This is a genomic window from Micromonospora sp. NPDC048905 (genome assembly GCF_040649655.1).
Classification (GTDB): Bacteria; Actinomycetota; Actinomycetes; order Mycobacteriales; family Micromonosporaceae; genus Micromonospora.
Window position 1 is genome coordinate 185,586 of record NZ_JBEZFV010000003.1, and the last position, 21,037, is coordinate 206,622.

The following is a 21,037-nucleotide window of genomic DNA, read 5'->3' on the forward strand; positions in this document are numbered from 1 at the left end:
TCGCCTCCCGGGATGTCCCGTCCACCGGCCAGGTGTGTCCGATAATCGGACGTTGTTGTCCGTTCCTCGTAGCGTCCCGTACATTCTTGTTCCGTGTCAACGCAGGTGCCCGCACTCCTCCACGGCCTGGTGGACGACGCCGCCGTCTTCCCGCCGGGCAGCGCCACGCTGCACGACGCCCTGGTCGCCCACCGCCAACACCGCGCCGCCTGGTACGCCGACCTGGTCGGCCCCCTGCTGATTCCCGCCTCGACCGTCTCGGCGGGCGAGCTGAGTGGTCTGGCCGACCCGGGCGAGGGCCTGGTGCTCGGCGTGATCGGTGACACCGGGGTCGGCAATCTGCCGTTCGCGCTCTCGTTCCTCGCCCCGGACGGCGTGACCGCACGGCAGGTCGAGGTGGCGGTCGCCAAGCGGGGCGAGGACCCGCTGCCCGGCATCGTCGAGCTGCTGCGACTGGCCGACACCATGCCGGGCGTCGAGGCCGTGTACGCCGAGCTTCCGTTGACCTTCGGCCTGATGGGCGCGCTTGACGCGATCGCCGCCGCCCGCGCCGGCGGCGTGCCGATCGCCGCCAAGTTCCGCACCGGCGGACTGGCCGCCGAACTCTTCCCCACCCCGGCCGAGCTGGCCGCCGTGATCTGCGCCTGCCGGGACCGGGACCTGCCGTTCAAGCTCACCGCGGGGCTGCACCAGGCGGTCCGGCACCTCGACCCGGAGACCGGCTTCACCCACCACGGGTACGCCAACGTGCTGGCCGCGACGCTTGCCGCCGCCGACGGCGAGAGCGTGGGCCGGGTCGCCGAGCTGCTGACCGCGCTCGACCCGCGCCCCCTGTTGGAGCGCGCCACCGTACGGCTGCACGAACCCCGCCCGCTCTGGGTCGGCTTCGGTTCGTGCAGCATCCTGGAACCACTTACCGATCTGATCCGGCTGGGGCTGGTGAACGGGGGCTACGACGCATGACCTGGGTGACCGGCGTTGACGGTTCGCCGTACGGGGTGACGAACCTGCCGTACGGGGTCTTCCGGCGCGACGGGGGTCGGCCGCGGATCGGCGTACGGATCGGGTCCTGGGTGTTCGACCTGGCCGCGGCGGAGGCCGCAGAACTGGTGCTGGCCGCCGGCGCGCTGTGCCGACCCACCCTCAACGAGTTCATGGCGCTGGGCCGTCCGCAGTGGATCGCGGTACGGCAGCGGATCACCGAGTTGTTGACCGACCCGGCGCACCGGGCCGACGTCGAGCCGATGCTGGTGCCCCTGGACGACGTGGAGCTGTTGCTCCCGATCGAGGTCGCTGACTACGTCGATTTCTACTCCTCCGAGCACCACGCGTCGAACGTCGGGCAGATCTTCCGCCCCGGTCAGCCGCCGCTGCTGCCGAACTGGAAGCACCTGCCGATCGGCTACCACGGGCGGGCCGGCACGGTCGTCGTCTCCGGCACGTCGGTGACCCGGCCGACCGGCCAGCGGGCGTCCGCCGAAGGCCCGGTCACCGGCCCGTCGGTACGCCTGGACATCGAGGCCGAGGTCGGCTTCGTGGTGGGCGTACCCAGCCGGTTGGGCGATCGGGTGTCGGTCGACGACTTCGCCGACCACGTCTTCGGAGTGGTGCTCGTCAACGACTGGTCCGCCCGGGACATCCAGGCCTGGGAGTACCAGCCGCTCGGCCCGTTCCTCGGCAAGTCGTTCGCCACCTCGGTCTCGGCCTGGGTCACGCCGCTGGACGCGCTCGGCGATGCCTTCGTCCCCGCCCCCGACCAGGACCCGCCGGTGGTCGACTACCTGCGCGACGTGCCGCACCTGGGTCTGGACCTCCGGCTGGCGGTGGAGTGGAACGGCACGCTGGTCAGCGAGCCGCCGTTCGCCACCATGTACTGGACGCCGGCACAGCAGTTGGCCCACCTCACCGTCAACGGCGCGGCACTGCGCACCGGCGACCTGTACGCCTCCGGCACCGTCTCCGGCCCCGACCGTACGCAGGTCGGTTCGTTCCTGGAGCTGACCTGGGGTGGGGCGGAGCCGGTGACGGTGGGCGACGAGAGCCGCACCTTCCTCACCGACGGCGACACGGTGACCATCACCGCCACCGCGCCCGGCCCGGACGGCACGACCATCGCCCTGGGCGAGGTCAGCGGCACCATTCGTCCGGCCAACTGAGCGGTCGCATTACCTCCGTCTCGTGCACGGGACCGGTTATCGCACAGCCGGTGCGATAACCCGGCCGGGTTGACCCGTTGATCGTCCGGATCCCGTTGCCTCGCCGCGCGATCCGAGCCGGGTTCAACCCGGCTGCCAGCGGTGGGGCGTCCATCGCACACGGAGGTAACGACGATGCACGATCTTGCGGGCGCGGTCTGGCGTACCAGCAGCCGTTCCAACGACCAGGGGCTCTGCGTGGAAGTGGCGGACAACCTGGTCGATGTCCATGGTCTGGTTGCGGTCCGCGATTCCAAGGACCAGGCCGGCCCCACCCTCGCGGTCAGCCCGCCTGGGTGGACGGCGTTCATCGGCGCGATCCGGGCGGGTCGCTTCGAACACTGACCGGAGCATCGGCACCTGTCGACGACGTCTGGTGCCGAGCAATGGTCCAATCGGACAGCGTGGCCTCCGGGAGGTGGAAAATCCGTCCCGGGGGCCCCGGCCGGCCCCTACTCCGCGTACCGTCGGGGACACGGGAGGCGGGCATGTCGACGGTGGCGGTTACCAGGTTCATCGAGGCGCACGCTGTCGATGTCTGGGGTCTGCTGACCGACCTGCCCGGCCGTACGGCCCGGCTGACCGCCGCGGGCTCGATCGAGGTGCTCACCCCGGGTCCGTTCGGGCCGGGCACCGCCTGGCGTGAGGAGCGAGCCCAGCCCGACGGCGGCACGCTCACCGAAGAGTTCCTGGTGGTGGAGGCAGTCGCCCCACACCGGTTGGTGCTCTGTTCCTCAGGTGCTGGCGTGGACTACCGAATCACCTGGAGTCTGCGACAGGTCCGGCGTCGCCGTCGGGGTTGCACGGCGGTCACCGTCACCCACGAGGCCGTGCCGACGGCTCCGTACGGCCGGGTGATGGCGCTGCTGCTCGGCGGCCTCGCCGCGCGGGCGGTCGAGGTGGCGCTCGGCCGCGACCTCGCCGACCTGGCCGTGGCGGCCGGTGCCGGCGCCGTCGAAGCCGCCTGAGCGCCGGCCGGTCACCTCCGCATCCGCGCGTGGTCGCCCTGACCTGCGCGGGGTCCGGCAGGTTCCGCTGGGTAGGGTGCCGGGCGGAGGTGCGGCATGGGGATCCCGAGGGGCCGACGACGGCTCGCGATGGCGGTCGCGGCGCTGCTCGCGACCGTGGTCGTCGTGGTCATCGGTTACCGGGTGCTCGCGCCGGCCGAGGTGAGCACGGTGGCCCAGGCGGACTATCCGCAGGCGGCCCGACCAGCTGCCGGTGTGGTGGGTCGACTGCCGGTCGCACCGTTGATCGTGGACGGGAGGCTGCGGGTGTACGCGGCGCACCGCCAGGTGTACGCCGACCGGCCGGTCGACGGTCGGCACCGGACCACCCCGTACTGGTCGTACCGGCGCTGGCCGGCGGAGTTGACCGGGGTGGTGGCCAGCGGCCGTACGGTGGTCAGCCGCTGGTCCGACGGGCAACTGGTCGCGCTCGACGCGCCGACCGGGCGGGTGCTCTGGAAGGCTGACGGTCCGAAGCCCGCCGAGAGCGATGCGGTGGTACGCCGTACCGGTGCGGCAATCGTCTGGGATCCGCGCGGGCTGCACCTCACCGACCTCACGGACGGCCGCACGGTGGTGGTGGTCAGCGGGGACACCGAGGCGCGCGGGGTCGAGGTGAGCGGCGGCCGGCAACTCTGGCGGGTCGAGCTGCCCGGCCGGTGCCGCAGCGACGTCGGCACCACGGCCGACGGACAGCTGATCGGTCTGGACCGGTGTGCCGGACCCGCGACTGTTGAGTTTCGGGACGCGGCGACCGGTGTGGTGCGGGAACGGTGGCGACCGCCGGGTGGGTCCGACGAGTTGGTGGTGACTCCGCTCGGTTGTCGTACCGGTCGGTCGGACTGCCCGGCCTTGCGCACCGCGGGACCGGGCGACGCGGCCGGCCGGGGTTGGCTGGTGGGCGTCGGCGAGCCGGTCGCTGCCCCCGCGCTCGATCCGGCCGGGGCAACCGTGGTGGGTGAGCAGGCCGTGGTGGTGCTCGACGGGGTGGTGGTGGGTCGGTCGGCGCGTACGGGCGCGGAGTTGTGGCGGTCCGCTGATCTGGGTACGGCACGGGTCCTGGCCGCGCAGCCTGGCCGGGTGCACCTGCTGACCGACGCCAACGAACTGGTGACGCTGGACCCGGCGACCGGTAGGCGACTGTCCCGCTTCTCGCTCAACGTCGGACGGGACGGGACGGGCTGGGTGCCCGGGGCGGTGGGGGCCGGGGGCGGCTATGTCGCGGTGGAACGACTCCGCAGGCCGGTCGACCCCGCCGGCGACGACCGGCGCTACTACCTGACGGCGGAAGCGGTGATCCTGGCCGCCACCTGATCGTGGTGTCTCCGGCACCCGCAGAGCTGAACCCTGCATACCTTTTGGCGGTAAAAGGTATGTTTTTCACGGTTCAGGTTTCCTCGGGAAGGGGTCGGCGCATGGGCAGGACAGCAGCCAACTATCTCGTGGGTGGCGCACTCGCCGCCGCGGCGAGCCTCGCGCTGGCGGTTCCGCCGGTGCTCGACGCCGATCCCGCGTCGGCGCGCGGGTTTGCTGCCGTCCGGGTAGCGCCGTCGGCGGACACGGGCGTCACCTTCGAGATCCTGCCGGCGTCGCCGACACCCACGCCGACGCAACCCGCGTCACCCACGCCCACCCCCACGCAACCCGCGACGCCGACGCCCACGCAACCCACGCCGGCGCCACCGCAGCCCACGCCCAGCCACGGTCAACTGCCGGTCACCGGTTCCGGCGGGTCGACGTTGCTGCTCGTCGGACTGGGCGTGCTCCTGCTGATCGTCGGTGGCCTCGCCGCCCGTCGCTGGCGGCGCGTGTGATGTACGCCGGCCGTCGGCGGTTGGCGCGAGCCCGCCGCCGGTGGCTGGTCCATCGTGTGCACCTCGTCGATGGCCGGTGCGGAACCCGCCACCGGCGGCCGATGCGCTGTGCGGCCGCCGGCGTGGCGTCAACGTCCGGCCGGAACCCGCTCCCGTGGCCTGCCGGTGGGGGGCCGAGGGGACTGGCGGGAGCGGCGGATCAGCACCGCGAGTCCGGCGAGGAGCAGGAGGCCCGCGACGGCCGCCGCCACGGTCCAGCCGGACACCATCCGGGAGATGACGTTGCCCCGCTTGCCGACCTGACCCGGGTCGGGAAACTCGATCTGCGCGCTGACGCTGCGCTTCACCAGCCCGCTCTCCAGGTTCACCTCGATCTTCCAGGGTCCGTTCGGCAACGCGGCCGGTAGCCGGGCGATGACCTGCCCGGAGCCGCCCGGCGCCAGCGTGACGCCCTGCACCACGGGGAACGGGCCAGCGCGGCTGTCGGCCGGTCCGTCGCTGAGGGTGACCGAGCCGGTCAGGTCGATGGCACGACCGCCGGTGTTGGTGACCTGGGCGGTCACCGAGGGCTCGCCCTCGGGGCCGCGGGCCGGGCGAAGCTCACCGATGGAGAAGTCGGAGACCGGTTCGCCGCCGGGTCCGATGTCGAGGTACATCCGGACACCGACCCGGTGGATCTGGGTGACCTCTCCGCCGGCCCGGGGCGCGGAGGTGGCGGACGCCCAGATCACGCCGTACCGCTCGCCGCGCGAGGCGGGCGGCGGCACCGTGATGGTCGCCAGGACCCGGGCCTCGCCCCACGCTTCCACCTCGACAGCCGAGGTGTCGAGGGTGACCCAGGACGTCAGCTCGTTGGCCGCGCGGCCCTCGCCGAACCTGAACTCCGAACCCTCCACGCTCGCCGCCGCCGGATACACGTCGATGCGGCGGGCCTCGTCGGTGCGATTGGTGATCAGCAGTTGCCGCTTGATGGTGGTGCCCGGCGGCAGGTGGTCGACGATGTAGCGCAACGCCCGGGGGTCGTCGCGCCGGTTGGTGGGTGCCTCCAGCAGCCGGATTCCGAGGCGGTCGTCGGCGTCTGGCTCGGCCGCGCCGGCCCGGGTCGTCAGACCCGGACCGGCGAGGGAGAGCAGCGCCAGTGCGACCGCGACGGTCGACCGGCCGTGGCGGCTAGGCCACCGAATGCGTCACCGTCCCGGTGTAGACGCCCGCGATGCTGTCCAGCGGCACGTTGACGATCAGGGTCGGGTTCCAGGTCGCGGTGTTGCCGCCGGTGCCACCGGCGTGGGTGAACGCCGTGAGCGGGGTGACGCTGTCCAGCGGCGCGGCGGCGCCGGCGTTGGCCTGGCCCGGCGTGAAGGTGCCGGTGCCGGTGGTCGCCGTGGCCGGGCCGGACCAGTAGTCGATCTCCCCCGGGAGGACCGTCTCGGCGGGGGTGCCGCCGCCGGTCTGGAAGACGCTGGCCGTCACTGAGGCGACCCAGGAGGCGTCCGCCGCACCCCGGGAGTCGGTGACCGTGACCGGGCCGAGCTGGCCGGTGATGGTGCTACCGGGCGCGCCGCTGCCCAGGTCGGCGGTGGCCGGCGCGTCGATGTCGAGGGTGCCCGCCGCCACCTCGAAGGTGACGTCGGTGGTGTCGGTGGGAGCGGCGGCGGCCGGTGCGGCGAGGAAGCCCACCATCGCGGCGGCGGCCGCTCCGGCGAGGCAGATCTTGGCAGTACGCACTGTTTGTTACCCCGTTCTCGAAGTGAGCCGGCGTGATTCCTCGATACAGCCGGCTACTTCGGAAGATAGGGCAGGCAGCGGGGCACAAGCGGACAAACAGCGCTTATGACCCTTTCTGGGTCAGATCAGTGCGGACTCCGCAGCGGCCAGGAACGCGTCGTTCTCGGCAGGGGTGCCGATGGTGACCCGGACCCCGTCCCCGGCGAACGGCCGCACGATCACCCCGCGTGACTCGCACGCCTTGCCGAACGCCACGGCCCGCTCGCCCAGCGGCAGCCAGACGAAGTTGGCCTGGCTCGTCGGCAGTTCGGGCACGAACTTGCGCAGCGCCTCGGTGACCCGGTCCCGCTCGGCGACGACCAGGGCGCAGCGACGCGCCATCTCCGTCGCCTGGGTCAGCGCGGCGAGCGCCCCGGCCTGGGCCGCCGTGCTGCTGGAGAACGGGGTCGCCACCTTGCGGATGGCCGCGGCCACCACCGGCTGGGCAACCAGCCAGCCCATCCGCAGCCCGGCCAGACCCCACGCCTTGGACAGGGTGCGCAACACCGCCACGTTCGGCCGGTCCAGGTAGTCGAGACCGTCCGGCACCTCCGCGTCGGTGACGAACTCCCGGTACGCCTCGTCGATCACCACCAGCACGTCGTCCGGCACCGCGTCGAGGAACCGGTCCAACTCTCCCCGGCGCACGGCCGTACCGGTGGGGTTGTTCGGGTTGCAGACGAAGATCACCCGAGTCCGTTCGGTCACCGCCGCGGCCATCGCCGCCAGGTCGTGCCCGTGCCCGGCGTCGTTGGGCACCCGCACGCTCGTCGCGCCGCTGGTCGCCACGATGATCGGGTACGCCTCGAAGGACCGCCACGAGTACAGCACCTCGTCGCCGGGCAGGCAGGTGGCCCGCACCAGGTGCTCGGCGAGCGCCACGGACCCGCAGCCGGTGGCGATCCGGTCGGCGTGCACCCCGTACCGCTCGGCCAGCGCGTCCCGCAGCGCCACCACGCCCATGTCCGGGTAGCGGTGCGAGGTGGTGATCGCCTCGGTGACCGCCTCCACCACGCCCGGCAGCGGCCCGTACGGCACCTCGTTGCTGGCCAGCTTGATGGCCTCCGGCAGGCCCAACTCACGGGCCAGGTCGGCGGGACTGCGACCCGGCACGTAGTTGGGTAGCGCGTCCAGGTCGGCGCGGGTCAGCCGCAGCGCCGGCTGATGACGTCCGGAGTCGGTCATGGGGTGTCTCCCGGGGGCTGGTTGCGGTCGTTCGAGGGGGTGGAAGCGAAGCCGTGCGGAACTTCGACGACGACTGTCTGCGCGCGCTTGTCGTGCAGCGCCTGGCGCAGCGGGTGGTCGAAGAGCGGGGAGAGGGCGTCGACGAGTTGCAGCACCAGACCGATCCCGGCGCAGTACCAGAACAGCGTCGGCAGACCCAGCAGACTCCACCGGCTCAGCGACCGAACCATGCCCAGCGGCTGGTCGGTGGCGATCGGCACCGCCCGGATCCGCATCAGCCGCTTGCCGACGGTCTGCCCGTTGGCGGCCATGGCCGGCACCTCGTACGCCAGCCAGAGCGCCGCGGCGATCAGCAGGATCACCAGCAGGAGCGAGTTGGCCTGCTCGCCGGGCAACGGCAGGCCCTCGGCGGAGGTCTCGCCCCGCTCGGCCCGCCGGAAGATCTCCCGCCAGTACGGGGCCCACTCCTGCGCCCAACGCCAGACGAACCAGCCGTTGGCCACGATGTTCAGCGCGAAGACGAGGCCGAAGTCGATCAGCCGAGCAACGAACCGGCGGCCGTAGCCGGCCAGCACGAAGCCGTGCGGACGCGGCTCGGGCGGTCGCATCGACCAACCGGGGTGCCCGGGCGGGGGCGCCCAGCCAGGTTGGCCACCCGGAGGCACCCAGCCCGGCGGACCGCCCTGCGGACCCCAACCGGGAGGGCCGGCAGCCGGTCCCGAGACTGGGCCGTGGCCCGACTGCGGGCCGTACCCCGGTGGTGGGCCGTACCCCGGTGGTGGGCCGTACCCCGGTGGTGGACCCGGATGCGGCGGCCCGCCGGGGACGACGGTCGCCGGGTCCGGGGTGCCCGACGCCGCGGGCGCGACCGGGGCGACCGGCGCGGGCGGCGGCTCGACCGGCGGAGGGCCGTCCGGCGGAATGGCGTCGACGGGAATGGGCGCGCCGAGCCACCCCTCGCCGTCCCAGTAACGCCTGGTGTCGGTGTCGGCCGGGTCCACGTACCAGCCGGGTTGAACGCTCACGCCGCCGCTCCGCTTCGCTGCGCGCCGGCGCGAGGCGCCACGCTCCTGAGCCTGCTGGTTCGCTCACTGCGCTCGCTCACGCCACCGCTCCGCTTCGCTGCCTGCTGTTTCGGTCGTTGCGCTCGCTCACGAGGACACCTTAACGACGACCGTGTCGGCGAACTTGTCGTGGAGGCACTGCTGCCACGGCTTGTCCCAGAGCTGCCACAACCCGTCGACGTAGGCACCCCCCGGGACCAACGAAGCTCCCAGGTACTGCACGAGCCAGCGCCGGCCGGCCATCCGCCGGTCCAACGTGCGGCTCGGGTCGATCGGCACCACGCGCAGATTCAGCACCTTCTTGCCGACCGTCTGACCACCGCGCTTGAGGTACTCCACGTGGTAGAGCCAGTAGAACCCGAGCATCACGACGAGGAGCCCGAGCTGTAGCAGCAGGATCGGCAGGAAGAACTCGACGAAGAGGGTGGGCAGATCGGCTTCCACCAGCGGGCCGTCCGTGTGGGTCCGGGTCATCTCGGTGAACATCCGCCACCAGAGGATGAGGAAGAACGGCAGGAACAGCACCAGCGACACGGCGCTGGCCAGCGCCGTGTCGATCAACCAGGCCAGCAGCCGGTCGGCGAAACTCGCGAGCGGCTGACCGCCCGGGCTCAGCGGCGGAGGCGGCGGGCCGGGTGGTCCGGCGTGCCACGGTGGCGGTGCGTACCCGGGTGGGGCGTACTGCGGCGGCACCGCGTACCCGTGGGGGTGTGGTCCGGGCGGCGGCGCCACGCCGCCGGCGGCGGGCTGGGGCCCACCGGCCGGCGGCGTCGGGTACGACGGAGGCTGCGTCACGCCCGCAAGTGTTACAGGTTGCCGCGGGCTTCCTGCTCCCGCTCGATAGCCTGGAACAGCGCCTTGAAGTTGCCCTTGCCGAAACCGAGCGAGCCGTGCCGCTCGATCAGCTCGAAGAAGACCGTGGGGCGGTCCTGCACCGGCTTGGTGAAGATCTGGAGCAGGTAGCCGTCCTCGTCCCGGTCGACCAGGATCTTGCGGGCCTTCAGCTCCTCGATCGGCACCCGCACCTTGCCGATGCGGGCGCGCAGCTCGGGGTCCTCGTAGTACGAGTCCGGCGTGTCCAGGAACTCCACCCCGGCGGCCCGCATCGCGTCGACGCTGGCCAGGATGTCGTTGGTGGCGACGGCGATGTGCTGCGCCCCGGGACCCTGGTAGAACTCCAGGTACTCGTCGATCTGCGACTTCTTACGGGCGATCGCCGGCTCGTTGAGCGGGAACTTCACCTTGCGGGTGCCGTTCGCGACGACCTTGCTCATCAGCGCCGAGTAGTCGGTGGCGATGTCGTCGCCGACGAACTCCGCCATGTTGGAGAAGCCCATCACCCGCTTGTAGAACTCGACCCACTCGTCCATCCGGCCCAACTCCACGTTGCCGACCACGTGGTCGACGGCCTGGAAGAAGCGCTTCGGCTGGATGCCGGCGGCGATCATCGGCTGCCGGTCCACGATCGGGCCGCGAGCGGCGAAGCCGGGCAGGAACGGGCCGGTGTAGCGGGACCTGTCGACGAGCGTGTGCCGGGTGTCGCCGTACGCGGCGATGGCGGCCATCCGGACGGTGCCGTGCTCGTCGGTCACCTCGTGCGGCTCCACGACGCTGGCGGCGCCCTGCGCGATGGCGTGCGCGTACGCGGCGTCGACGTCCGGGACCTCCAGCGCGATGTCGCTGATCCCGTCGCTGTGCTTCGCCACGTGCTCGGCACCATCGGCGTCCGGGCGCACCGCGCCGGTCAGCACGAACCGGGCCGAGCCGCTGGTCAGCACGTACTGGGCGTGGTCCCGGTAACCCTGCTCGGGGCCTCGGTACGCCACGCAGGTCATGCCGAACGCGGTGGAGTAGTAGTGCGCGGCCTGCTTGGCGTTGCCGACCAGGAAGTGCACGTGGTCGAGGCCCCGGACCGGGAACGGGTCGTGGCTGATGTCGTGGTCGACAGCGCCGACGAGCCGGTCGACGTCGACGTCCTCGGTCGACTGGGGTCGGTCGATCGCCTGGGTCATGATGGCCTCCCTCGCGTACCGGCCGGCCTCGTGGGCCGGTTGTTGACCGAAGGATCGCGGTGCGGGCATCGGCTGGGCAACTGTCCGGGTAAATGCTGGTCAGGTTGCGCATTCGGTATGGTCTGGGTCCATGAATGGTGAGCAGAATGTACAGCTCGACGTCCTCGACGTGCGCTTGATCGAACTGCTCGCCGAGGAGCCGCGGATCGGGGTGCTGGAGTGCTCCCGCCGGCTCGGGGTGGCCCGCGGCACCGTGCAGGCCCGGCTGGACAAGCTCGTCGAGCGGCGGGTCATCGTGGGCTTCGGCCCGGAGATCGCACCGGCCGCGATCGGGTTCGGGGTGACCAGCTTCGTCACCCTGGAGATCAGCCAGCGGCACGGCCACGACCCGGTCACCGCCCACCTCGCCGCCATCCCCGAGGTGCTGGAGGCGCACACCATCACCGGCTCCAGCGACCTGCTCTGCCGGATCGTGGCCCGCTCCAACACCGACCTGCAACGGGTCATCGACCAGATCGTCTCGTCCGCCGGCATCACCCGGGCCTCGACGATCATCGCGTTGGCCGAGCAGATCCCCTATCGCACGCTGCCGCTGGTGCGCAGCGCCGTGCGGGCGTCCTCGTAACACCTTCGCGCGCAGAAAGCGCGGCGACACGGCGGCGCGGGCGTACGGAAGATCCGTGATCGTGGCTACGGTGTGCGGGTGGCGAAGGGGAGCGTGCGCGGCGGGCTGCTGCTCGGCCTCGCCGTGGTCGTCGCGCTCGCCGCGACCGGCGTGTGGAATCCCTTCCCCGGCCTGTGGGACTGGGTGGACCGCAGCGAACCCATCTCCGAGCCGGACGTGGTCTGGCAGCAACGGATCGGCGGCACACCGCGCAGCGTGACCATCGCCGGCGACGCCGTCGTGGTCGAACAGCGCACCCGGGTGGAGGCCCGCAGCCTCGCCACCGGGGCGCAGCTCTGGGAGCGCAAGGCGGACTGGGCGGCGGTCGCCGGCGGCGACCGGGACGCGGTCGTCGCCGTGGGCAAGCTCCTGGTCAAGGGGTACGAGCTGCTCGACCCGGCGACCGGGGCGACCCGGCGACGCGACGACGACGCGGTGGCCGTCTGGACGTACCGCAACCTGCTCCTCGACGCCCGCTGCACGGAAGCCACCGACTGCACCCTGAGTGCCTGGGACCCGCGCGGCACCACGCCACTCTGGACAGCGTTCCTGCCCGGGGTGCACAGCGGCCTACTCGCCGACAACCCGGGTCTGCGCGGCACCCGCCGGCTCACCGCCACCCGGGTCGACGACGGGGTGGCCGGGGCGGAACCAGCGCCACCGCTGCTCGGCTTCCCGGTGGACGGTCGGGTGCACGTCGTCGACACCGCCACCGGTCGCGTCTTGCAGAACGTCGAACCCGGGCGGGACGAGCGGCTGTCCGTGGTGGGCGGCCGGATGCTGCGGATCGCCGCCCGCTCCCAGGACGGCACCTGCTACTTCGCCATCTCCGCCCGGGACCCGGCGACCGGGCAGGAGGCCTGGCAGCGGGCCGGGGTCAACCTGCGGACCGCCGACAGCGCCGGCTGCGTGCAGCGCGAAGACCCGCAGGGTGCGCGGAACGTGCTGATCGGTGTCGGCCCAGACAGCCGCGAGGCGGTCGTCGACGGGTACGACGGCCGACTGCTCTGGGTCGGCGAACCGGGCACCAAGCTGATCGCCGTCGACGACCGCTACGCGGTGTTCCGCGCCGCCGACAAACGTTCCGTGGTCGCCCGTCAGCTCGGCACCGACCGGGTGCTGTGGACGCGTCCCGCCAGCGGCAAGGCCGGTGCCGCGCTGACCCCGTACGCGGCGGTGGTCGCGGACGAGAAGCCGTCCCGGTTGGCCGCGGTCGACCCGCGCAACGGCCGGGAGTTGGCAGTGCTGCGCACCTCGGCGAACGCCCTCGCGGTCGGGTCGCAGGGCATGATCATTGGTGAGGGGCGCGAGATCGGCTACGTCCGCTTCGGCGCTGGCGGGGGCTCGCCGGCCCGCCCGCCCGGCGACGGCGGGACCCCCGGCCCGGGCGGCACCGGCCCCGGTGCGCCGAACAACGGCGACTGCGGGCCGAAGGGGGAACTCTGCCCCGAACCGGACGGCGGCAAGGACGGCTGAGGGCCTGGTCGTCCGATCGCTGAGCGGGCGGCGGGACCGCGGGATGAGAGCGGCGTCCCAGGACCCGCCCGGCGGGTGGGAGTGATCGACCGGTCTGCCCTAGGCTTGCCGCTCATGAGCAGTGCCGCCGCATTCTCGTACGCCCCCCTGCTGCCGACCGGCCCCGACCAGACGGACTATCGCCTGGTCACCGACGAGGGCGTCGACGTCGTACACGGCCCGGGAGGCCGCCGGTTCCTCACCGTGGAGCCGTCCGCGCTCACCGCGCTGACCGCCGAGGCGATGCACGACATCGCGCACTACCTCCGCCCCGCGCACCTGGCCCAGCTCCGGGCGATCATCGACGACCCGGCCGCCTCGCCGAACGATCGGTTCGTCGCGCTGGACCTGCTGCGCAACGCCAACATCGCCGCCGGCGGGGTGCTGCCGATGTGCCAGGACACCGGCACCGCGATCGTGATGGGCAAGCGCGGCCGGCACGTGCTCACCGACGGCGCCGACGCCGAGGCCATCTCCCGGGGCGTCTACCAGGCCTACACGAAGCTCAACCTGCGGTACTCCCAGCTCGCCCCGCTGACCATGTGGGACGAACGCAACACCGGCAGCAACCTGCCGGCCCAGGTCGAGTTGTACGCCGAGGACCCGGACGGGCACCCCGACGCGTACAAGTTCCTGTTCATGGCCAAGGGTGGCGGCTCGGCCAACAAGTCGTACCTCTACCAGGAGACCAAGGCGCTGCTCAACCCGACGCGGATGATGCAGTTCCTGGAGGAGAAGCTGCGGCTGATCGGCACCGCCGCCTGCCCGCCGTACCACCTGGCCATCGTCATCGGCGGCACCTCCGCCGAGTACGCCCTGAAGACCGCGAAGTACGCCAGCGCGAAGTATCTCGACGCGCTGCCCACCTCCGGCTCGATGAGCGCGCACGGTTTCCGCGACCTGGAGCTGGAGGCGGAGGTGCTGGAGCTGACCCGCAACTTCGGCATCGGCGCGCAGTTCGGCGGCCGGTACTTCTGCCACGACGTGCGGGTGGTCCGGCTGCCCCGGCACGGCGCGTCCTGCCCGGTGGCGATCGCCGTCTCCTGTTCGGCGGACCGGCAGGCGGTTGCCAAGATCACCCCGTCCGGCGTGTGGCTGGAGCGACTCGAGACCGACCCGGCGCGGTTCCTGCCCGACGTCACCGACGACGCGCTCGACGCCGAGCTGGTCGTCCGGGTCGACCTGAACCGGCCGATGGACGAGATCCGCGCCGAGCTGTCCAAGTACCCGGTGAAGACCCGGCTGTCGCTGTCCGGCCCGCTCGTGGTGGCCCGGGACATCGCGCACGCGAAGATCGCCGAGCGGCTGGACGCCGGTGAGCCGATGCCGCAGTACCTACGCGACCACGCGGTCTACTACGCCGGGCCGGCGAAGACCCCCGAGGGCTACGCCTCCGGCTCCTTCGGGCCGACCACCGCCGGCCGGATGGACGCCTACGTGGAGAAGTTCCAGGCCGCCGGCGGCTCCCAGGTGATGCTCGCCAAGGGCAACCGGTCCGGCCAGGTGACCCGTTCCTGCCAGCAGCACGGCGGGTTCTACCTCGGCTCGATCGGCGGCCCCGCGGCCCGCCTCGCCCAGGACTGCATTAAGCACGTCGAGGTCCTCGAATACGCGGAGCTGGGCATGGAGGCGGTCTGGAAGATCGAGGTGGAGGACTTTCCCGCCTTCATCGTGGTCGACGACAAGGGCAACGACTTCTTCGCCGAGGTGACCAAGCCGGTGCTCACCGTCGGTCGCCGCTGACCCCACCGGCACGGCAAGGGGCGTCGAGCGAATCCGCTCGACGCCCCTTCTGTCGCCTGTGCTGTACCGACATCGGTGCGCCCACCCCACCGGAGGCGGCGGGCGTGCGCACCGCCCCCGTCGGATGCCGTCACCGACAACTCGGGAGTGAGTGTCCGATGGACCGCTGCCGATCCACTCTCACATCGCTATCGCCTGACTGAGCCAATCTGTCACCGCCGGACTACGCTGCTGAAAGTCGGGCCATTGAGGCGGGGGAGCAGATGCGGTTCGGGATCCTGGGGCCTCTGCGGGTCGGCGGTGGCGAGAGCACTGTCACCGCTGGTCGAGACCGGATCGTGCTCGCCATGCTGCTGTTGCGGGCCGGCCGGCTCGTGCCTGTCGAAGAGCTGGTCGACGCGGTGTGGGAGGAACGCCCGCCGGCCACCGCCCGGGCCCAGTTGCAGACCTGTGTGTCGCGGTTGCGACGCCGGTTCGCCGAGCTTGGGCTGGCACCGGAGGCCATCGTCACCGATCCGGCGGGGTACGGCGTCCGCACCGGGCCGGACGACCTGGACGTCGAGGTCTTCGCGCGGGGTGTGGAGACGGCCCGGGCCAGCGCGGAGGCCGGTCGGCTGGACGACGCGCGGACGGCATACCGCGGTGCCCTGGCGCTCTGGCGAGGGCCGGCGCTCGGCGGTATCCCGAGCCGGAGCATCCGCCGCCGCGCGCAGGCCCTCGACGAGCAGCGCCTGACCGCGGTGGAGGAGTGCGTCGACGTCGAGCTGCGTCTCGGCCGAGGCGCCGAGTTGATCGACGAACTCGCCGAGAGCATCGACCAGCATCCGCTGCGAGAGCGACTGCGCGGCCAACTGATGCTCGCGCTGTCCTCGGTCGGTCGACAGGCCGACGCGCTCGCGGTCTACCGGGAGGGTCGGCGGTTCTACGCCGACGAACTGGGCATCGAGCCGGGCGCCGAGCTCCAGAAGCTGCATCAACGCGTACTCGCCGGCGATCTTGTCCTGGCCGGTCGGGCGTCGTCGCCGATCCAGCCGGTCCGCTCGCTGCCCCGGGCGATCGGCGACTTCACCGGTCGGCAGCAGACGCTGGCCCGCCTCCGGAAGGACGTGGAGGCCGGCGCGCGAATCCAACTCATCGACGGAATGGCCGGCAGCGGCAAGACCACCCTCGCGGTGCACGTCGCCACCGCCCTGGCCGGCGACTACCCGGACGCCCAGCTCTACATCGACCTGCACGGGCACAGTGAGCGCACCCCACTGACTCCGGCCGCTGCGGTGGCCACGCTGCTGCGGCAGCTCGGCCTGCCCGCCGAGCGGGTGCCGACCAACCAGGACGACCGGTTGGCGCTCTGGCGCAACGAGCTGGCCGGCCGGCGGGCCCTGCTGGTGCTGGACAACGCGGCCACCGCCGACCAGGTGACGCCCCTGCTGCCCAACGGTCCGCGCTGCCTGGTCCTGATCACCAGCCGTCGCCGGCTGGTCGGGGTGGACGAGGGGCGGCCGTCGTCACTGCCCGTGCTCGACACGGACGAGGCGATCGAGTTGCTCGGCCACGTGGTCGGCGTCGACCGGGTGGCGGCCGAGCCGGAGGCGGCCACCGAGGTCGTCCGCCGTTGCGGTCACCTGCCCCTCGCCATCCGGCTGGCCGGCGCCCGACTGGCGCACCGCCCCCGTTGGCGCATCGCCGACCTGGCCGAGCGGCTGACGAGTCGACCCGACCCGTTGGCCGAGTTCGAGGCGGGCGACAGGTCCGTCGGGCGGGCCTTCGCCCTGTCGTACGCCCAGGTGTCGCCGGCGGCGCAGCGTGCGTTCCGGCTGCTCGGCCTGCACCCGGGGGTTCGGTTCGACAACTCGGTCGCCGCCGTCCTCGCCGAGCTTTCCCTGCCCGACGCCCAGGACCTGCTGGACGAGTTGGTCGACGCGAACCTGGTGGAAGAGGCCGAGCCGGGTCGGTACCGGTTGCACGACCTGGTCCGGGAGTACGCACGGACCCTGGTGTCCGAGCCGGGCCGAGAGGTCGAGCGGCGGGACGGCATCGAACGTCTCCTCGACCACCATCTGCACGTCGCCACGGCGATCGCGCGCAAGACGGAACTCTCCTCGCTGCACTCGCTGATCGTGGTGGCGGAACCGCTCCGCCCGGACCTGGTCGCGCTCGTCGCCGAGCAGGGCCAGGCCTGGCTCGACGAGAACCTGGCCGTGTGGACCGCCCTGGTCCGACTGGCGGAGACCGAGGCATTCCTCAACTACTGCTGGCAGTTGGCGAGGGCGTGCTGGTACGCCCAGTTCGAGGGCGGTCGGCTGGATGAGCTGATCGAGACCCACACGATCGGCCTGCGCGCCGCCGAGGCGTTGGGCAACGACCGGGCAGTGGCGACGATGCTCAACTATCTGGCCTCGGCCCACTACCGGCTGGGTGATTTTCCCGAGTCGATCCGGGTCATGGAGAGGTCACTCGAAATCTTCCGCGAGCTGGGTCTGCGCAGCGGGTTCCGCAACACCCTCGGCAACCTGGGCAGCTCGTACGCCGGCAACTTCGAGTTCCGCCGCGCCCGGGAGTGCTTCGACGAGGCCCGCGCGGTGGCGACGCGGATGCGCGACAAGGAAGCGCTGACGAACGAACTCAACAACCTGTCGATGACCCTGCTGCTGTGGGGACGGCTCGACGAGGCGCTGCTCGTTGCCCGACGGCACCTGAGCATTGCCCGCGAGGTCGGCGGCCCGCGCCGGATCGGCAACGCCCTCGGGCATCTCGGGATGATCCGGCATCGGATGGGTGATGTGGGACCGGCCAGCCGGTTGCTGCGGGTGGCACTGCGTTTCAAGCGGGAGATGGGCACCCGGTTCGGTGAGGGTGAGGTGTTGAACGAGATCGGGATGATGGAACGGGAGGCCGGGCGTCCGGAACAGGCCGCCGACCTGCACCGTGCGGCACTCGTCGCGATGACCGAGGTGGGGGACCGCGTCGCCCAGTGCGGTTCGCGTAACCTGCTGGCCCGAGCCATCCTGGACCAGGGGGACGTGACGAGCGCACTTGACCTGCATCGCCGGGTGCTCGCCGACGCCACCGGGCTGGGTGCCAGAAACGAGCAGGGTCGGGCACTGGAAGGAATGGCCCGCTGTCTGCTGCCGACCGACCCGGCGGCGGCGCGAGCGCATCTGACCCGGGCGCTGTTCCTGCTCCGTCAGATCGAGTCGCCGGACCAGCGCGAGGTGGAACGCCTGCTCGCCGAGTTGGGCTGACGGATCATCTGCGAGTCGGCGGCGGGCGCGGCAGGATGGTACGTGTGACGACTCCAGAGGCGACCGGATACCGGATCGAACGCGACTCGATGGGCGAGGTGGAGGTGCCCGCCGAGGCGCTGTGGCGGGCACAGACCCAGCGTGCGGTGCAGAACTTCCCGATCTCCGGCCGCGGTATCGAGCCGGCCCAGATCAAGGCCCTCGCCCAGATCAAGGGCGCGGCGGCCGAGGTCAACGGCGAGTTGGGCGTGATCGACGCCAACGTGGCCGCCGCCATCGCCGCGGCCGCCGCGCACGTGGCCGACGGCGGTTACGACGACCAGTTCCCGGTGGACGTGTTCCAGACCGGCTCGGGCACCTCGTCGAACATGAACGCCAACGAGGTGATCGCCACGCTCGCGGGCCGGGAGCTGGGCTCACCGGTGCACCCGAACGATCACGTCAACGCCTCCCAGTCGAGCAACGACGTCTTCCCATCGTCGATCCACCTGGCCGCCACGCAGTTCATCGTGGAGGATCTGCTGCCGTCGCTGGGCCACCTGGCCTCGGCACTGGAGGCCAAGGCCGCGGAGTTCGAGACCGTGGTCAAGGCCGGGCGCACCCACCTGATGGACGCCACCCCGGTCACCCTGGGCCAGGAGTTCGGCGGGTACGCCGCCCAGGTTCGCTACGGCATGGACCGGCTGGAGGGCGCGTTGCCCCGACTGGCCGAGCTGCCACTGGGTGGCACCGCCGTCGGCACCGGGATCAACACCCCGCTCGGCTTCGCCGCCGCCGTGATCGGCAAGCTACGTGAGTCGACGGGGTTGCCGCTGTCCGAGGCGCGCAACCACTTCGAGGCGCAGGGTGCCCGGGACGCCCTGGTGGAGACGTCGGGGCAACTGCGGACCGTGGCGGTCGGTCTTTACAAGATCGCCAACGACATCCGGTGGATGGGCTCCGGGCCGCGTGCCGGACTCCGCGAACTGCGTATCCCCGACCTCCAGCCCGGCTCGTCGATCATGCCCGGCAAGGTCAACCCGGTGGTCGCCGAGGCGATGCGACAGGTGTGCGCACAGGTGATCGGCAACGATGCGACGGTCGGCTTCGCCGGCTCCCAGGGCGACTTCGAGCTGAACGTGATGCTCCCCGTGATGGGCCGCAACCTGCTGGAGTCGATCCGGCTGCTCTCCGCGGTGAGCCGGCTGTTCGCCGACCGGCTGGTGGCCGGCCTGGTCGCGGACGCCGAGGTCTGCCTGGCGTACGCCGAGGGTTCACCGTCGATCGTCACCCCGCTCAACCGCTACCTGGGGTACGACGAGGCCGCCTCGATCGCCAAGGAGGCACTGGCCAAGCAGACCTCCATCCGCGAGGTGGTGATCTCCCGGGGGCACGTCGACTCCGGCAAGCTCACTGAGACCCAACTGGACGAGACGCTGGACCTGCTCCGGATGACCCACCCCTGACCTCCGGTCGGCGGGGAGCGCGCCGTGCGGGGTGATCGCGCTCGATCCAGGAATTAGTGGCCTCCACACGCCCGGACCCCACTGTTTCCTGGATCGAGCACGATCTTGCGTGGTCGGTCGGGTGGTGAGCGGGTGTTCTCCCACGCAACTTCCTCGATGTTGCGCGGATCTTGGGCTTGGGCGGGGCGGGTAAACGGCTCGACGGTGGTGACGGGCGGCGGGATGATCCCGTCATGGGTGACCTGCCACGGACCGAGCGGTTGTGGTTTCGGCGGCTGACCATGGCCGACGTCGACGTGCTGGTCGAGTTGGACAGTGATCCCGAGGTGATGCGGTTTCTCAGCGGTGGTGTCGCCACGCCGCTGGCCACGGTCCGCGACGAGCAGTTGCCCAGGCTCCTCGGCCAGTACGAGCGGCATCCCGGGCTGGGTCGTTGGGCGGCGCTCGACCGGGAGAGTGGCGACTTCCTGGGCTGGTTCGCGCTCGACCCTTCGGCGGACGGCACCGAGGCCGAGTTGGGCTACCGGCTGCGGCGCTCGACGTGGGGTCGGGGGCTGGCTACCGAGGGGTCGCGGGCGTTGGTCCGGTACGCCTTCGACACCGTCGGGGTGCGGCGGGTCTGGGCCGAGACGATGGCCGTCAACGAACGCTCGCGGCGGGTGCTGGCCAAGGCGGGTCTGCGCTATGTGCGGACCTTCCACCTCCAGTGGGACGACCCGATTCCGGGGACCGAGCAGGGCGAGGTGGAGTACGAGTTGCGGGCCGAGGAGTGGGCGGCCGCCGCTCAGGAGCGACCGGTGGCCCGACGGGCGCGGTAGGCGGTCACCGCGGCGCGATTGCCGCAGCCGGCCTCGCAGAACCGCCGGGACCGGTTGCGGGACAGGTCGACGACGACGTTGTCGCAGTCCGGGTACTCGCAGACTCGCAGTCGGCTCAGCTCGCCCATCCGGACCAGGTCGGCGATCGCCATCGCCGCCTCCACCGCGATCCGGGTGGCCAGTGGCGCGTCGCGGGGCACGGCGTGCAGATGGTACGGCTCGTCGTCGTGCTCGATGAGCTGCGGCAGCGCCCGGTGTTCCAACAGCAGGCCGTTGACGATGGCGACGATCTCGGGCGGCTCGGCGTCCCAGATGCGGCGCAGCCCGGGCCGCAACCGCTGGACGGCGCGTAGCTCGGCGTCGGTGTGCTCGTGCCGCCCACTGTAGGAGTGGCGGACGAAGAACGCGTCCAGCGCGGCAACGTCAGGCAGCAGTTCGCCGGACCGACCTGCCGTATTCACAAGCGCGGCGGCAGCAATCAGGGAACACTCGGTGTCATGAGCAAAGAGCATCTTGACTCCTGTCAGAGCTTCCGCCTAGCGTCATCAGCACAAGGATAGTTTGCTCAT

The 21,037-nt window shown here is 71.7% G+C and carries 19 protein-coding genes; 12 read left to right on the plus strand and 7 right to left on the minus strand.

Annotated elements, in window-relative coordinates; all coding sequences use genetic code 11:
- Nucleotides 1-93: 93 nt before the first annotated feature.
- The 6 genes from AB0C01_RS09035 (at nucleotide 94) to AB0C01_RS09060 (ending at nucleotide 5,016) form a co-directional block, all read left to right on the plus strand.
- Nucleotides 94-963, plus strand: coding sequence for a hypothetical protein (locus AB0C01_RS09035; RefSeq protein ID WP_357252752.1), 870 nt, complete (start codon nucleotides 94-96; stop codon nucleotides 961-963).
- On the plus strand, nucleotides 960-2,156 hold the full coding sequence (gene fahA, locus AB0C01_RS09040; protein ID WP_357252749.1) for a fumarylacetoacetase: 1,197 nt from the start codon (nucleotides 960-962) through the stop codon (nucleotides 2,154-2,156). Before AB0C01_RS09035 ends, fahA begins: the two co-directional genes overlap by 4 nt.
- 174 nt (nucleotides 2,157-2,330) lie before the next feature.
- Nucleotides 2,331-2,540 (plus strand): DUF397 domain-containing protein, encoded by a 210-nt coding sequence (locus AB0C01_RS09045; RefSeq protein ID WP_357252746.1) that lies wholly within the window; start codon nucleotides 2,331-2,333, stop codon nucleotides 2,538-2,540.
- Nucleotides 2,541-2,683: 143 nt separating this feature from the next.
- Complete coding sequence (locus AB0C01_RS09050; RefSeq protein ID WP_357252743.1) at nucleotides 2,684-3,163, plus strand: SRPBCC family protein; 480 nt, start codon at nucleotides 2,684-2,686, stop codon at nucleotides 3,161-3,163.
- Nucleotides 3,164-3,259: 96 nt separating this feature from the next.
- The gene (locus tag AB0C01_RS09055; RefSeq protein ID WP_357570798.1) at nucleotides 3,260-4,516 is read left to right on the plus strand and encodes a PQQ-binding-like beta-propeller repeat protein; all 1,257 of its coding nucleotides are present in this window, start codon (nucleotides 3,260-3,262) and stop codon (nucleotides 4,514-4,516) included.
- Between the two features lie 101 nt (nucleotides 4,517-4,617).
- Nucleotides 4,618-5,016: an LPXTG cell wall anchor domain-containing protein gene (locus tag AB0C01_RS09060; RefSeq protein WP_357570799.1), complete on the plus strand. Its 399-nt coding sequence runs from the start codon at nucleotides 4,618-4,620 to the stop codon at nucleotides 5,014-5,016.
- 128 nt (nucleotides 5,017-5,144) lie between these two features.
- Here the strand turns inward: AB0C01_RS09060 and AB0C01_RS09065 are convergent, their stop codons facing one another.
- From AB0C01_RS09065 to hppD, 6 genes are all read right to left on the minus strand, one after another.
- A complete protein-coding gene (locus tag AB0C01_RS09065; RefSeq protein ID WP_357570800.1) occupies nucleotides 5,145-6,026 on the minus strand; it encodes a hypothetical protein in 882 nt (293 codons plus the stop codon).
- Nucleotides 6,027-6,186: 160 nt separating this feature from the next.
- Complete coding sequence (locus AB0C01_RS09070; RefSeq protein ID WP_357252733.1) at nucleotides 6,187-6,741, minus strand: hypothetical protein; 555 nt, start codon at nucleotides 6,739-6,741, stop codon at nucleotides 6,187-6,189.
- A 120-nt stretch (nucleotides 6,742-6,861) separates the two neighbouring features.
- Nucleotides 6,862-7,965 carry a histidinol-phosphate transaminase gene (hisC, locus tag AB0C01_RS09075; protein ID WP_357252730.1) on the minus strand — a complete coding sequence of 368 codons (1,104 nt, stop codon included), beginning with the start codon at nucleotides 7,963-7,965 and terminating at the stop codon, nucleotides 6,862-6,864.
- On the minus strand, nucleotides 7,962-8,990 hold the full coding sequence (locus AB0C01_RS09080; RefSeq protein WP_357570801.1) for an RDD family protein: 1,029 nt from the start codon (nucleotides 8,988-8,990) through the stop codon (nucleotides 7,962-7,964). The genes hisC and AB0C01_RS09080 overlap by 4 nt, the downstream gene beginning before the upstream one ends.
- A gap of 126 nt (nucleotides 8,991-9,116) precedes the next feature.
- Nucleotides 9,117-9,824, minus strand: a complete 708-nt coding sequence (locus AB0C01_RS09085) for an RDD family protein (RefSeq protein WP_357252724.1) — start codon at nucleotides 9,822-9,824, stop codon at nucleotides 9,117-9,119.
- An 11-nt stretch (nucleotides 9,825-9,835) separates the two neighbouring features.
- Nucleotides 9,836-11,041, minus strand: a complete 1,206-nt coding sequence (gene hppD, locus AB0C01_RS09090) for a 4-hydroxyphenylpyruvate dioxygenase (protein WP_357252721.1) — start codon at nucleotides 11,039-11,041, stop codon at nucleotides 9,836-9,838.
- Nucleotides 11,042-11,171: 130 nt separating this feature from the next.
- Between hppD and AB0C01_RS09095 the strand changes: the two genes are divergently transcribed.
- The 6 genes from AB0C01_RS09095 (at nucleotide 11,172) to AB0C01_RS09120 (ending at nucleotide 20,468) form a co-directional block, all read left to right on the plus strand.
- On the plus strand, nucleotides 11,172-11,666 hold the full coding sequence (locus AB0C01_RS09095; RefSeq protein ID WP_357252719.1) for an Lrp/AsnC family transcriptional regulator: 495 nt from the start codon (nucleotides 11,172-11,174) through the stop codon (nucleotides 11,664-11,666).
- Between the two features lie 105 nt (nucleotides 11,667-11,771).
- A complete protein-coding gene (locus AB0C01_RS09100; RefSeq protein ID WP_357253046.1) occupies nucleotides 11,772-13,181 on the plus strand; it encodes a PQQ-binding-like beta-propeller repeat protein in 1,410 nt (469 codons plus the stop codon).
- A gap of 114 nt (nucleotides 13,182-13,295) precedes the next feature.
- Nucleotides 13,296-14,963: a fumarate hydratase gene (locus tag AB0C01_RS09105; RefSeq protein WP_357370701.1), complete on the plus strand. Its 1,668-nt coding sequence runs from the start codon at nucleotides 13,296-13,298 to the stop codon at nucleotides 14,961-14,963.
- Between the two features lie 263 nt (nucleotides 14,964-15,226).
- Entirely contained in the window at nucleotides 15,227-18,205 is a 2,979-nt protein-coding gene (locus AB0C01_RS09110; RefSeq protein ID WP_357570802.1) for a BTAD domain-containing putative transcriptional regulator, read from the plus strand.
- A 35-nt stretch (nucleotides 18,206-18,240) separates the two neighbouring features.
- Nucleotides 18,241-19,650, plus strand: a complete 1,410-nt coding sequence (locus AB0C01_RS09115; RefSeq protein ID WP_357570803.1) for a class II fumarate hydratase — start codon at nucleotides 18,241-18,243, stop codon at nucleotides 19,648-19,650.
- Between the two features lie 233 nt (nucleotides 19,651-19,883).
- Nucleotides 19,884-20,468, plus strand: a complete 585-nt coding sequence (locus AB0C01_RS09120) for a GNAT family N-acetyltransferase (protein ID WP_357570804.1) — start codon at nucleotides 19,884-19,886, stop codon at nucleotides 20,466-20,468.
- On the opposite strand, the gene AB0C01_RS09125 is transcribed toward AB0C01_RS09120, so the two are convergent.
- Nucleotides 20,435-20,980 (minus strand): CGNR zinc finger domain-containing protein, encoded by a 546-nt coding sequence (locus tag AB0C01_RS09125; RefSeq protein ID WP_357252704.1) that lies wholly within the window; start codon nucleotides 20,978-20,980, stop codon nucleotides 20,435-20,437. The two genes, AB0C01_RS09120 and AB0C01_RS09125, sit on opposite strands and share 34 nt — an antisense overlap.
- Nucleotides 20,981-21,037 lie beyond the last annotated feature (57 nt).

Coding starts and splice junctions, on each gene's coding strand:
- hppD (WP_357252721.1), bottom strand. CDS start 11,041: ATGACCCAGGCGATCGACCGACCCCAGTCGACCGAGGACGTCGACGTC.
- AB0C01_RS09060 (WP_357570799.1), top strand. CDS start 4,618: ATGGGCAGGACAGCAGCCAACTATCTCGTGGGTGGCGCACTCGCCGCC.
- AB0C01_RS09050 (WP_357252743.1), top strand. CDS start 2,684: ATGTCGACGGTGGCGGTTACCAGGTTCATCGAGGCGCACGCTGTCGAT.
- AB0C01_RS09110 (WP_357570802.1), top strand. CDS start 15,227: ATGCGGTTCGGGATCCTGGGGCCTCTGCGGGTCGGCGGTGGCGAGAGC.
- AB0C01_RS09095 (WP_357252719.1), top strand. CDS start 11,172: ATGAATGGTGAGCAGAATGTACAGCTCGACGTCCTCGACGTGCGCTTG.
- AB0C01_RS09055 (WP_357570798.1), top strand. CDS start 3,260: ATGGGGATCCCGAGGGGCCGACGACGGCTCGCGATGGCGGTCGCGGCG.
- AB0C01_RS09115 (WP_357570803.1), top strand. CDS start 18,241: ATGGTACGTGTGACGACTCCAGAGGCGACCGGATACCGGATCGAACGC.
- fahA (WP_357252749.1), top strand. CDS start 960: ATGACCTGGGTGACCGGCGTTGACGGTTCGCCGTACGGGGTGACGAAC.
- AB0C01_RS09125 (WP_357252704.1), bottom strand. CDS start 20,980: ATGCTCTTTGCTCATGACACCGAGTGTTCCCTGATTGCTGCCGCCGCG.
- AB0C01_RS09105 (WP_357370701.1), top strand. CDS start 13,296: ATGAGCAGTGCCGCCGCATTCTCGTACGCCCCCCTGCTGCCGACCGGC.
- hisC (WP_357252730.1), bottom strand. CDS start 7,965: ATGACCGACTCCGGACGTCATCAGCCGGCGCTGCGGCTGACCCGCGCC.
- AB0C01_RS09045 (WP_357252746.1), top strand. CDS start 2,331: ATGCACGATCTTGCGGGCGCGGTCTGGCGTACCAGCAGCCGTTCCAAC.
- AB0C01_RS09120 (WP_357570804.1), top strand. CDS start 19,884: ATGGGTGACCTGCCACGGACCGAGCGGTTGTGGTTTCGGCGGCTGACC.